Origin of the sequence: Mesorhizobium sp. M0145 (assembly GCF_040322355.1) — a bacterium.
Taxonomy (GTDB): domain Bacteria; phylum Pseudomonadota; class Alphaproteobacteria; order Rhizobiales; family Rhizobiaceae; genus Mesorhizobium.
Genome location: NZ_JAMYTK010000023.1, coordinates 1 through 11,991, shown reverse-complemented (window position 1 = coordinate 11,991; position 11,991 = coordinate 1). Strand labels below are relative to the sequence as shown.

Sequence of the window (11,991 nt, the reverse complement as noted above, 5' to 3'; positions counted from 1 at the left end):
TCGCCTGTACTCAATAGCGTCGATTGCCGAATTAGATCGCCTCAAACGGCTCGAACTCACTGCGTGATTTGATAACAAATTGCAAAGCTCACGGATTTTATTGCCATTTTGAATCTGAGGAATTCATCAAAATGGGCGAAGCGAAGACTGTTTCTGGATTGTCATTCAGCGAAGTCCGGATCGGAACGGTTGAAGGCGGAGAATCCGGGGTGCTGGTGTGGAAACGCGACCAATTGGTGGCGGTCCTTACCCAAATCGACGAGGAAGCATATTCCACGAAAGGCAAATGGTTCCTCGAAACGGGATTCGGGCTGCTGAGCGGGCAGCACAAGAATTTCGATACGATCGAGGAGGCCATAGGATGGGTAGGAAGACACACCTTCCCCGAGCCTGCTTAGACAGCCGATTAGCCGCCGATTCCGCCCTTCGACTTTCACAATACATGTTTGATAGGGCGAATAGCCGAACATGGCCACAGGATTCACCCAAGGTGGGCAGTGTTATGCTTGGGCTCACTCTTCAGGCAGAGTTCCTTCTGAGAGAAGATCGTTGACCTTGCAGGCGACTTCCGTGCGGTTGGTCGCCTTTAGCTTCTTCATGATATTGCGGATGTGGACCTTCACCGTGCTTTCGCGCAAATTCAGTTCGTAGGCGATGATCTTGTTCGCCTTGCCGCGCCGGAGCGCTAGCGCAACCTCGGCCTGCCTAAGCGTGAAAATGCCCGCCAAAGGCTCCGTGTCGCGGCGGCCCGACTCTATCAGGTGCCGCATAGCAAGGACACTGCTCGCCGGCACGAAGATGCCTCCCGCTGCCGCGAGGTTGATTGCCTCGACACAGACATCGATTCCAACAGAGGTCGGAATGTAGCCGCGTGCACCGCATTCGAGAGCGGTCAGTATCTGGGCAAGGTCTTCTGTCTCGGCCAGGACGACCACAGGGACCGATTTGAACTCGGATGAAATGTGCCTGATCTCGTCAGCGAGGCCATAATCTGTAACCTTCCGACTGCCAAGGTTGAAGAGTATGGCTGCAAGGGGAGGGGCAGAGCTCTTTCCGACGCGCCATTCCTCGACGGAACGCCACGCGGTGACATCCATACCGAGTTCGTGGTCCACGAGAGCCGATGCGAGACACTCGCGGTCTAGTGCCCTTCCGTCCAGAATGAGGAGGCATTCCCTGCCTGTCTGCCCGCGGACGGTTTCCGTTCCACCGGACGGGACTCCGGATCGATTTGCCGAAGTGTAATTGTGCAGTCCTGCTGTGGAGCCCATATCAATACCCGTTCTTCCACACAAGCCGCCTTGCGCCGGCCGATATGGTTTCCGCATTCTCTGGCATTGAAAAACTTGGTATTGCGCCTTATGAAACCTCGAGGCTCGATTACTCCATTTGCGTCCTGTTTAGTTCCCGACCCAGCAGACACCCAACTTGGGTAAGTGTAGGGTTTATTTATAAGCAGTCTCTAACATAGGTTGCTTTTTTCATAATTTTCAGGGAACCGGCGCCAAGCCGGACCAAAAGGGCTGCAATCCGCCTGAAGACGCATGCACAGGACCACTTGGCCATCTCACCTAGCAGGCAGCCGAATGTTGATCGGCTGGTACCTGCGGCGATTCCCGCGGTAGACCAGAACTCCTGAAGGTGCCGGTGACATGGTTAGCGCACAGCGCTGATAGCCATGGCTCAACAATTTAGCTTGACCCACCCGTGGATCTGCCGCCAAAAGGGGCTCGGCGCATATTTCAGCAACACACCGGCCTCGGGGCGACAGGCCGAGTTGCCGCCCGTCATGATAATCTCTTCAAGAGAGATAGCCGCTACCTGAGATACTCGCTGTCGAATCCGGCTGTTTCGACCAGCTTCTTGCGATTGATCACCTCTACATGCCCTGACTTGAAAGAGACGAGATCGGCCTTGCGGAGCTCCCTTAACGTTCGGTTGACGTGAACCGTGGTCATGCCGAGTATGTCGGCCAGTTCATGCTGGGCAAGAGGACACTCATACCTTCCATGCGCCGACAGCCCAACCCTGGAGAGCCTCACCTCCAACTCTAGCAGGAAGTGGGCGGTACGCCTCATCGCGTTCCGCCGCCCGGTATTCATGAGATGTTCGGCAAGGATGGCGTTCAGGCGCGCCAGGGAGCAGGCGATCTTCTTCCCGATTCGGCCTTCCGACAGGATGGCCTCGACCAGTTCCTTACTGGAAATTTCATAAACAGCTAGTTCGGTTATGGACGCCAGCGACGCAAGACGGGGTCCGTCCAAGCCACGGAAACCGACGAAATCCCCCTTGAGGGGAGTGTCTATGATCTGCCGCTCTCCGTCCGGCAGTGCCTGATAAAGTATGCCCCAGCCCGATTTTACAATGAATATCTCACTGTTGTCGTCCTCCTGCCGGCATATCACCGAATGGGGTTTATAGATTTTTGCGGTAACACCGAGAAAATCGTTGTTCCCCCACTCGTCCTTCGACAACGTTCCCCCTATGGGATGCGAGCACATGAACTCCAATAGTGTCGGCATGAAGAATCGCGAACTTGCTTCTGGTTCCACACGACTTGCAATAGTTTCTCCCGAACAAATCGACAGAACGACCTCTTACCCTAGGGGCGGGGTTGCATACTGTCCTCGTCTGTTTGAATGAGGTAAACTGCAATTAATTTCAGCGGCGGTGAACTCTCCCGTGCAGCCGGACAACAGGCTCCGAAACGCTAATCACATTGCGGTCGCAACACTATGGCTTCGCTATGGAACGCAAAAGCTGACCCGCGATGCGGATGGCAATTACAGGTCAAGCAAAACGTCGCCTTGCGGGCGGCTGCAGCACGCCAGGACGTAGCCTGCCGATTTGTCGTCCAATGTCAGCCCGCCCAGGTCATCCATGACGACTTCGCCGGACAGCTTGGCGATCCGGCACGTACCGCAAATTCCCTGCTGGCAAGCGGTGGGGACGTAAACGCCACATTGGCGCGCAGCTTCCAGCAGGGTCTCTCCGGTCGCGCAGTGATGCGCAATGCCTGAGCGGGCGAAGCGGACCGAAGACGAAACCTTTGAATCCGATACCGAGCGTGAAACGTTGCCGCCTCCGAAGCTCTCCTCATGATACTGTGAAGCGGCGAGGCCGATTGCGTCGAGGCAGCCGCGCGCCGCCTTCATGTACGATTCCGGCCCACAGGCAAAAACCGTGCGGCCGTGGAGATCGGGAACCAAGGTCAGGAGCATCTCACTATTAATTCGCCCGGTTGGACCCCTCCATGCCGGGTCTTCGTGACTGCAAACGCAAGTCACTTGAACATTGGGAAAGCGAGCGGCAAGTGCGTCCAGTTCGAGCCGAAAGATGATGTCGTCCGGCGTTCTAGCACTGTGAATGAAGCGGATATCCTGGTCGGCTGCGCGGTCGGTAAGTGCGCGCAGCATTGACATGACGGGAGTTATCCCGCTGCCACCCGAAAGGAAGAGGGATTTTGCATGCGGCACATCGTCGAGATTGAACGAGCCGAGCGGCCCTTCGATCTCGATCCCATCACCCGGCTTCAAATTGTCATGGAGCCAATTCGAAACGAGCCCGCCCGGCGTCCGTTTCACGGTGATCTGCAGGTCGAGCGGCCGCGTCGGTGGTGACGAAACGGAGTAGGAGCGCGTCACAGCGGCCCCCTCGATCCTCAGGTGCACAAGAATATACTGGCCAGCGCTGAAGCAGAACATCCGATCTGAAGCGGGTGTGAGAACGAATGTTTTCACATCGTGCGTTTCGTCGATCACGCGCCGGCAGAGCACAAGCTGCAGCGCGCTCTGGGCCCACTGCCGATGACGCTTGGTCGGGACGAAGCCGGAAGACCCAAAGGCCGCGTGTGCATTCATCATTCAACTCGGGTTTGAAGTCGAGCCAAGATGCCATTTCAAAACCCGATGAACAGCCGCGCAATCCTGCCTTTATGATCGGCAATTTCGATTAAACTTCCAGGGACATTACGGCCACCTGGAGAGCTCGGATACCTTTGCGAATAATGGGTTCGTGTTTGCGGCGCGCAAGTATCGCGGTGTGGACTGGCTGGTGCAGCGTCGGCGCTCCCTCGACGAGGAACGATGGGAGCTCGGCAGTGAACCTGCGCGCATCGTCGCTACGCATATAGCAGGTGCCGCCCGTTCGCCGCAGCATGATCTCCGCCAGAGTTTCCGATCCCGTCGAAAGCCGACAGATCGCGAGCTCGGCCAGCAACTCTGCGTGCGTCTTTTCCAGCACGGCGGTATAGCCCGGCCGAATGTAGGTTTCAGGGTCGACGTCGGACAGCGTTCTGGCAGCTGTCGAAACCATCACATATTCCTCGACCATCAGATGTTCGTACGCGATCTCAGGCAGGTAGCGAGGCGCATAAAGCACGGCGATATCAAGATTTCCCATGCTTAGGTCGCTGACCATCTGGTTCGAATAATCCGACTCCACATGGATCGAGGATTTGGGAAGCGCCTGGCACAGTGTCTCGACCCATCCCGGCAGCACCGAGCGAGTCATGCCCACCTGTGCGGCGATGCGCAACGTGCCCTCGAAACGGTTGAACGCTCGCACATCGTGTCGAGCTTGCGACCAGGTCGACAGCAAGGATCTGGCATAGGCTTCGAACCGCCGTCCTGCGGCTGTCGGCTCAGCACCGGCACGCCCGCGCTGAAAGAGCTCGGACCCGATCGCGGTCTCCAAATTCTTGATCCGGGTGCTGATCGTCGACTGGGTCAACCCCAACCGATCCGCAGTGCGATTGAAATTTCGCGACTCGATGATGTCGAGAAAGGTTTCGATGTGATCTAGCTGCACGTGACCTCCGATCGAAAAAACCGATCATATTGCGCAGGATCATAAGCTTGATCAAACAATACTCAAGGCGGAAGCTGCACTCGGTGAAATCGGCCGGCAAATCGACCAGGCTGAAGCTGCGGAGCTGAGCAACGTGTTCATAGTCGACTGCGATTGTCACAATTACTGGTCAAGCGCGACCGTATTGGAGCCTTACCTTTCCGGCCTATGGAAGGACATGTTCGTTGAAGGCGAGAAGACAGGTCCCGTTGGCGCCTTCCCGCATGGCCATCGTCCCTGGTTTCATCCGCAGGACTTCTCCCGCAAGGACGTCCGTCCGAAAACGGAAGCCGACAACTATCTCATCATGAAAGAGAAGCACCTCGACAAGTACAAGGTCGATGTGGCGATCCTTACCGGCGATGAGCCGATCGAGGCTTCCACCCTGGCCAATCCCTATTATGCCAGCGCGCTCGTCAGCGCCTATAATGACTACCAGATCGACCAGTGGCTGCCGAAGGACGATCGCTTCATGGGCTCGATCATCATCGCGCCACAGGATCCGAAGCTTGCGGCCGCCGAGATACGCCGCATGGGCAATCACCCGCGCATGGTTCAGGTTCTTGCCTCGCAAGGCTCCGTCAAGCCCTATGGCGACCCGTTTTACCATCCGATCTATGAAGCTTGCGCCGAAGTGGGGCTGCCCTTTGCCATACATCTGGGCGGCCATGGCGGCGTGAATTCGACTGCAATTGCTCCGGCTCCAACGACGTTCTTCTGGGAGACGCATGCCATCCTGCACATGTCGGCGATTTCGCATGTCGCAAGCATGATTGCGCATGGCGTCTTCGAAAAATGGCCGGACCTCTACTTCGTGGTCATCGAGTGCGGCGTCGCCTGGGTGCCCTCGGTACTGTGGCGCCTGGACGCGGATTACAAAGCCTTACGCAAAGAGACGCCATGGCTGAAGATGCTGCCGTCCGAATATTGCCGGCGCAACATCCGCTTTTCCACGCAGCCGCTGGAGCAGCCCGCAAATATTCAGCATCTCTGGTCCACTCTCGAGGCAATGGACGGCGAAAATACGCTGATGTTTGCCTCTGACTATCCGCATTGGGATTACGACGATGCCAACACGCTGCAAATCCCTCCTGCCTGGAAGAGCAAGATCATGGGGCTGAACGCGCTGGAGGTCTACAAACGCATCCCCCGCGCGCAAACGGCGAATGCCGCCTGAGGAAGCAGACGATGCCCGAGAAGACATACATCTGCAGAGTCGACGAGATCGAAACCGGATCTCCCTTCATCGCCAAGATCCGCAGCCTTTCGGTCGGCGTTTTTCGCGTCGGAGATTCATTCCACGCGCTGCTGAATGTTTGTCCGCACCGCGGCGCTCCGCTTTGCGAGGGGCCGCAATGCGGAACAACTGCACCGGTCGAAGAGGCGCAATTCATCTATCACCGCCAAAACGAGATCGTGCGCTGCGCCTGGCATGGCTGGGAATTCGACATCAAATCAGGCGCGGCCCTGGTCGATCCGTCCGTTCGCGCGCGCACATTTCCAGTCACCGTCGAGGCGGGCAGCATCTATGTGACAGCCTGATCGAGGTGCGGATTTGAACAGTCAGAAGAAAGGGTGATCGCGGCTAACGAGCAGATTTCTTCACAGGGTGCGTGACGAACAATAACGCGGAAAATCCGCAATGGGAGAGTCAAATGTCAGAATCTGAATACAAGCTTGCTATCGCTCAAAGCCTGATTGGTCGCGGCAAGATTTCTCGTCGCGACTTCATTCATCTTGGGCTGGCCGCGGGGCTGAGCGTCGCAGCTGCGGACAAGCTCTTCGTCAGCACGGCACGGGCCGAACCGCTGCAGGGCGGCTTCGCCAAGCTCGGCATGGCACATGGCGCAACAACGGATTCGATCGATCCGGCCGGCTACCCGGATACGTTCACACAAACCGCGTTCTCGGGCTCGATGTCCAACAGCCTCACCGAGGTCGACGCGAAAGGCAACGTCCAACCGGACCTTGCCGAGAGCTTTGAATCATCGGACGGGGCCAAAACCTGGGTCTTCAAGCTGCGCAAGGGCGCAACCTTCCACAACGGCAAGAATGTCACGGCGGACGACGTCGTGGCTTCGCTGCGCTATCATATGGGCGACGAAACCAAATCGGCGGCGAAGCCGCTGCTTGAACCCGTAGCCAGCATCAAGGCGGACGGCCCGGAGACGGTTGTCTTCACGCTCAAGAGCGGCAATGCCGACTTCCCCTACATCATGAGTGACTACCATCTGGTCATCATGCCGGCCAAGGACGGCAAGGCGGATTGGGGATCGGGCGTTCGCACCGGTGCTTTCGTGCTCGAGAACTTCCAGCCCGGAGTTTCGGCCAAGCTCAAGCGCAATCCGAACTACTTCAAGAACGGCAAACCCTATCTCGACGAGGTGGAGTTCATCGCCATCACCGATCTCGCCGCTCGCATGGCCGCGTTATCGACAGGGGAGGTGGACTATATTGGCCGCGCCGACCTCAAGACCCTCGGCATGTTGAAACGCAATCCCAAGGTGGAGATCGTCGAGGTCACCGGCTATGGCCACTATACCTTGCCGATGAATGTCACGATGGCGCCGTTCGACAATCCGGACGTCCGAATGGCTTTGAAATGGGCGATCAACCGTCAGGAGATCGTCGACAAGATCTTTCTCGGCCATGCCACCGTGGCCAACGACAACCCGATCGCGCCGGCAATCAAATTCGCCACGAATCCGCAGCCGCAACACAGTTTCGATCCGGGGAAAGCCAAGCATTATCTGAAAAAGGCCGGGATGGAAAAACTGAAAGTGGACCTCTCGGTTGCGGATGCCGCTTTTGCAGGCGCTGTGGACGCGGCTGCGCTCATCCGCGAGACGGCCGCCCAGTGCGGCATCGACGTAAACGTGGTGCGCGAGGCCGAGGACGCCTATTGGGACAATGTCTGGCTCAAGAAACCTTGGTGCGCTTCTTATTGGAGCGGTCGCGCGACGGCCGACTGGATGTTCACGCAAGCCTTCGCTGCGGATTCCAGCTGGAACGAGTCGTTCTGGAAAAATCCCCGCTTCAACGAGTTGCTTGTCCAGGCGCGCGCCGAGACCGACGAGGCCAAGCGGGCGGCAATGTATGCCGAGATGCAGCAACTGACCCATGATGATGGCGGCAGCATCGTACTGGTCTTCAACAATTTCGTCAGCGCCAAATCCAATAAGCTCGCACATGGCGAAGTGGCGCCGAACTGGGAGAACGATGGACTGAAGATGGCCGAACGCTGGTGGATCGCCACTGCGTGAGAGTGCGGGCCGGACCCGCGATGGTTGCGAGGGTCCGGTTGGCCCCGGTGTGCCCTGCCGGATGTGGCAGGGCAGCGGCCGCAACGGGAAACGCGTGCAAATGAACCCCGTCGCAAGAACGGTTCTGCAGCGCCTTGGCCTCGGCCTGGTCACGCTGTTCATCGTGTCGATCATTATCTTCTCGGCGATCGCAATGCTGCCGGGCGACTTCGCCAAGGCGACGCTCGGGCAATCCGCGACACCCGAAACGGTCGCCGCCTTCCAGCGAGAAATTGGTGTCGACCGTCCGCCTGTCGAGCGCTACTTCGTCTGGGTCGGGCAAATGCTCCACGGTGATTTCGGCTCTTCGTTCGCGAGCCGCACCGGGTACCGGCGAACCGTGGCTGAGATAATCGCGCCACGCCTCTACAATACGATGTTCCTTGCATCGATGACCGCGCTGATAGCAGTTCCGCTGGCCCTGGGACTTGGCATCCTTGCTGCGCTCTACCGCAATGGCTGGTTCGACCGGCTGGTGAACGCAGTGACGCTGACAACCATTTCGTTCCCGGAGTTTTTCGTCGCCTACATGCTTGCCTACCTCGTCATCTCGCGCGACACGTTCATCGGATCCGAGTTCGCACAATCCCTGCCGCACTGGCTCGCAGTGTCACTGAACTGGATGCTCAACGCATTTCCCAAGTTCCCGACATTGTCGAATGTGAACGACCAGACGCCGTTCTGGGAGCATGTCTGGAGAGTAGCCTTGCCGGCGATTACGCTTACGCTCGTCATTGTTGCCCACATGATGAGAATGACACGAGCGGCGATCATCAACATGCTGGCAAGCCCCTATATCGACATGGCGCGTCTGAAGGGAATGTCGCCCATGGCCATTGTACTCAGGCATGCGTTGCCCAACGCATGGGCTCCGATCGTCACGGTGGTAGCGTTCAATCTCGCTTATCTCGTCGTCGGAGTGGTCGTGGTCGAGGTGGTGTTCGTCTATCCCGGCATTGGTCAGCTGATGGTTGATGCGGTCAAATCCAGGGATGTTCCGGTTGTCCAGGCCTGCGCCCTGATTTTCGCGGCGACCTACATCCTGCTCAATCTGACCGCCGACATCATTTCGATCGCCACCAATCCAAGGCTCTTGCATCCACGATGACCAGCTACGAACCCATCGCTCAGGTTCACAGGCTGAGGCGCTCGCGCGCCACCCGGGCCAAAACGGCGCTGAAGAAGGCACCCTTCAGTGCCTGGTTCGGCATCCTCGTCATCATCGGCTATGTCATCGTTGCGGTGTTCGCGCACTGGATCGCCCCATACGGCGAAACGCAGGTCTTCAGCGAAGCCTTCGCACCGTGGAGCCAGCAGTTCAAACTGGGAACCGACCAGCTCGGCCGCGATATGCTCACACGCTTGATTTACGGTGCGCGCAACACCATCGGTATCGCCGTCGCGACCACACTGCTGTCCTTCGCAGTCGGCGTCTCGCTAGGCCTTCTAGCCGCATTGTACAGAGGATGGCTCGACCAGATACTGTCGCGTGCGGTTGACGTGTTGATGTCGATCCCAAGCCTGATCTTCGCCCTGGTGCTGCTTTCGATATTCGGCTCGTCGATCACCAGCCTGATAATCATCATTGCGCTGCTCGATTCTACCCGTGTCTTTCGGCTCGCACGCGCCGTCGGGCTTAACGTGGCAGTGATGGAATATGTCGAAGTGGCGCGATTGCGCGGCGAAGGCCCGAAATGGATCATCGCCAAGGAAATCCTTCCCAACGTGATGCCGCCGCTGGTCGCGGAGTTCGGGTTGCGATTTTGCTTCGTATTCCTCACGATCGCGGCACTGTCCTTCCTGGGCGTCGGTATTCAGCCGCCGACCGCCGATTGGGGGTCGATGGTGCGCGAGAATGCGACCCTGATCACCTACGGCGATGTCACGCCGCTGCTGCCGGCCGGCGCGATTGCCCTCCTCACGGTATCCGTGAATTTCGTCGTCGACTGGTTCCTGCACGCAACAAGCGGGTTGCGGGATGAAAGGTAGCGGTCCGGCCTCGCGCGAAAAAGGCAAGGATCTACTGCAGATCCGCAATCTCCATGTGGAGGGCTTCTCGGACGAGCGATGGCATCCCATTGTCCGCGGAGTCGATCTGGCGCTGAAGCGGGGGGAGGTTCTTGGCCTGATCGGCGAGTCAGGCGCCGGCAAATCCACCATTGGCCTCGCCGCGATGGGTTACGCCAAGCCGGGCTGCCGTATTACACAGGGCTCGATCCTGTTCGACGGGCTCGATCTTCTGTCACTCAGCGAAACAGGGCGGCGTCGCCTCAGAGGCTCCCGTATTGCCTATGTCGCGCAAAGCGCCGCGGCCTCTTTCAATCCGGCCCACCGGCTCCTCGACCAGACTGTCGAAACTGTGGTGGCGCATGGGATTGCCAGCCGAGAGAAAGCGAACCGGAGTGCCGTCGATCTTTATCGGCGTCTTCAGCTTCCAGACCCGGAGACCATCGGCTTTCGCTATCCTCATCAGGTTTCCGGCGGACAGTTGCAACGGGCAATGACCGCGATGGCGATGGCCTGTCGTCCGGACCTCATCGTCTTCGACGAGCCAACGACGGCGCTCGATGTGACGACGCAGGTCGAAGTTCTCGCCTCCATTCGCAATATCGTGGAGGAATTCAACACGGCTGCAATCTATGTGACGCATGATCTGGCGGTGGTGGCGCAAATGGCGGACCGCATCATGGTTTTGCGCGATGGACTTACCGTGGAGGAGGCTGAAACACGCCAGATGCTCGCCTCGCCCAGCCAGGAATATACCAAAACGCTCTGGGCCGTGCGCAAGCTCGCCAAGCCCGAAGTTCCGGCCGATGAATATCTGCTTACGATAGACAACGTCACCGCGGCTTACGCGCGGAGCGTCAAGGTGCTCCAGGATGTCTCCATCAAAGTTCCACGTGGACGAACAGTGGCTGTGGTCGGCGAATCCGGTTCCGGGAAATCGACGCTCGCTCGCGTCGTTACCGGCCTGTTGCCGCCGGTTTCGGGGTCGATTTCCTTTGCCGGCCAGGCCCTTTCCAAGACCCTGGAGACCCGCCCAAAAGAGATTCTGCGTCGCATACAGATGATTTATCAAATGCCCGACAACGCGCTAAATCCGCGCCAGACGGTCGAAGAAGTCATAGCTCGGCCGCTTGAATTCTATCTTGGCCTCAAGGGAGCGCAGCGGGATCGGCGGATCGGCGAACTCATTCACATGGTCGAGATGAGCGAAACTTACCTGGACCGTCTGCCGGCCGAACTGTCAGGGGGCCAGAAGCAGCGCGTTTGCATCGCCCGAGCGTTGGCCGCCGATCCAGAACTCATCATCTGCGACGAAATCACATCCGCCCTCGACCAGATTGTGCAGGAGGAAATCCTGAAGCTCTTGATGCGGCTTCAGCGCGAGCTCGCCATGAGCTACATTTTCATCACCCATGACATTGCCACCGTGCGAGCGATCGCCGACGAAATTGTGGTCATGCACCAGGGGAAAGTCGTTGAGCAGGGATTGAAGAGCGAAATTCTCACGCCGCCGCATGCCCCCTATACCGAACGGCTTTTATCCTCGGTGCCAGAAATGGATCCGGACTGGCTCACAAGGCTGCTGGCCAGCCGGGGCTGAGGACGCATTGTTATTCAACGCGAATGAACGCAAGCTGCGGATCGGGCGGCATGACAGGTCCACCGAAACGCCCTCATTGAATCGGCCTGCTCGGTCTTCCGCCGTGCCGCCTTGACGCTGACGGATGCGCGACCAGCGGACTTCCGCTTCAGTTGTGTGCGTCAAGTTCTGCAAAATGGCGTGGCATTGCGGTGACGTCGGCGTGTCCGCCGCGCAGCCCCCGTGTTTAGCGGA

11 protein-coding genes are annotated in these 11,991 nt (G+C 58.2%); 7 read left to right on the top strand and 4 right to left on the bottom strand.

Going from position 1 to position 11,991, the window contains the following annotated elements; all coding sequences use genetic code 11:
* Positions 1-131: 131 nt before the first annotated feature.
* Positions 132-398, top strand: coding sequence for a hypothetical protein (locus tag NKJ28_RS25940; protein ID WP_352591386.1), 267 nt, complete (start codon positions 132-134; stop codon positions 396-398).
* Positions 399-512: 114 nt separating this feature from the next.
* On the opposite strand, the gene NKJ28_RS25935 is transcribed toward NKJ28_RS25940, so the two are convergent.
* From NKJ28_RS25935 to NKJ28_RS25920, 4 genes are all read right to left on the bottom strand, one after another.
* Positions 513-1,271, bottom strand: a complete 759-nt coding sequence (locus NKJ28_RS25935; protein WP_352623058.1) for a LuxR C-terminal-related transcriptional regulator — start codon at positions 1,269-1,271, stop codon at positions 513-515.
* A 546-nt stretch (positions 1,272-1,817) separates the two neighbouring features.
* Positions 1,818-2,474 carry a Crp/Fnr family transcriptional regulator gene (locus NKJ28_RS25930; protein WP_352637473.1) on the bottom strand — a complete coding sequence of 219 codons (657 nt, stop codon included), beginning with the start codon at positions 2,472-2,474 and terminating at the stop codon, positions 1,818-1,820.
* A 309-nt stretch (positions 2,475-2,783) separates the two neighbouring features.
* Complete coding sequence (locus NKJ28_RS25925) at positions 2,784-3,761, bottom strand: FAD-binding oxidoreductase (RefSeq protein WP_352637472.1); 978 nt, start codon at positions 3,759-3,761, stop codon at positions 2,784-2,786.
* 190 nt (positions 3,762-3,951) lie between these two features.
* On the bottom strand, positions 3,952-4,809 hold the full coding sequence (locus NKJ28_RS25920; protein ID WP_352637471.1) for a LysR family transcriptional regulator: 858 nt from the start codon (positions 4,807-4,809) through the stop codon (positions 3,952-3,954).
* Between the two features lie 133 nt (positions 4,810-4,942).
* Between NKJ28_RS25920 and NKJ28_RS25915 the strand changes: the two genes are divergently transcribed.
* From NKJ28_RS25915 to NKJ28_RS25890, 6 genes are all read left to right on the top strand, one after another.
* Positions 4,943-6,025, top strand: a complete 1,083-nt coding sequence (locus tag NKJ28_RS25915) for an amidohydrolase family protein (protein ID WP_352637470.1) — start codon at positions 4,943-4,945, stop codon at positions 6,023-6,025.
* 11 nt (positions 6,026-6,036) lie between these two features.
* Positions 6,037-6,390, top strand: coding sequence for a Rieske (2Fe-2S) protein (locus tag NKJ28_RS25910; protein ID WP_352637469.1), 354 nt, complete (start codon positions 6,037-6,039; stop codon positions 6,388-6,390).
* 113 nt (positions 6,391-6,503) lie between these two features.
* Complete coding sequence (locus NKJ28_RS25905; RefSeq protein ID WP_352637467.1) at positions 6,504-8,111, top strand: ABC transporter substrate-binding protein; 1,608 nt, start codon at positions 6,504-6,506, stop codon at positions 8,109-8,111.
* 100 nt (positions 8,112-8,211) lie between these two features.
* A complete protein-coding gene (locus NKJ28_RS25900; RefSeq protein WP_352637466.1) occupies positions 8,212-9,258 on the top strand; it encodes an ABC transporter permease in 1,047 nt (348 codons plus the stop codon).
* Entirely contained in the window at positions 9,255-10,139 is an 885-nt protein-coding gene (locus NKJ28_RS25895) for an ABC transporter permease (RefSeq protein ID WP_352449149.1), read from the top strand. The genes NKJ28_RS25900 and NKJ28_RS25895 overlap by 4 nt, the downstream gene beginning before the upstream one ends.
* Positions 10,129-11,757, top strand: coding sequence for an ABC transporter ATP-binding protein (locus NKJ28_RS25890; RefSeq protein ID WP_352637463.1), 1,629 nt, complete (start codon positions 10,129-10,131; stop codon positions 11,755-11,757). Before NKJ28_RS25895 ends, NKJ28_RS25890 begins: the two co-directional genes overlap by 11 nt.
* Positions 11,758-11,991: the final 234 nt, after the last annotated feature.

Bases quoted from the DNA above. Each gene is read 5' to 3' on its own strand.
- NKJ28_RS25895 (WP_352449149.1), top strand. From the start codon at position 9,255: ATGACCAGCTACGAACCCATCGCTCAGGTTCACAGGCTGAGGCGCTCG.
- NKJ28_RS25940 (WP_352591386.1), top strand. From the start codon at position 132: ATGGGCGAAGCGAAGACTGTTTCTGGATTGTCATTCAGCGAAGTCCGG.
- NKJ28_RS25905 (WP_352637467.1), top strand. From the start codon at position 6,504: ATGTCAGAATCTGAATACAAGCTTGCTATCGCTCAAAGCCTGATTGGT.
- NKJ28_RS25890 (WP_352637463.1), top strand. From the start codon at position 10,129: ATGAAAGGTAGCGGTCCGGCCTCGCGCGAAAAAGGCAAGGATCTACTG.
- NKJ28_RS25910 (WP_352637469.1), top strand. From the start codon at position 6,037: ATGCCCGAGAAGACATACATCTGCAGAGTCGACGAGATCGAAACCGGA.
- NKJ28_RS25900 (WP_352637466.1), top strand. From the start codon at position 8,212: ATGAACCCCGTCGCAAGAACGGTTCTGCAGCGCCTTGGCCTCGGCCTG.
- NKJ28_RS25935 (WP_352623058.1), bottom strand. From the start codon at position 1,271: ATGGGCTCCACAGCAGGACTGCACAATTACACTTCGGCAAATCGATCC.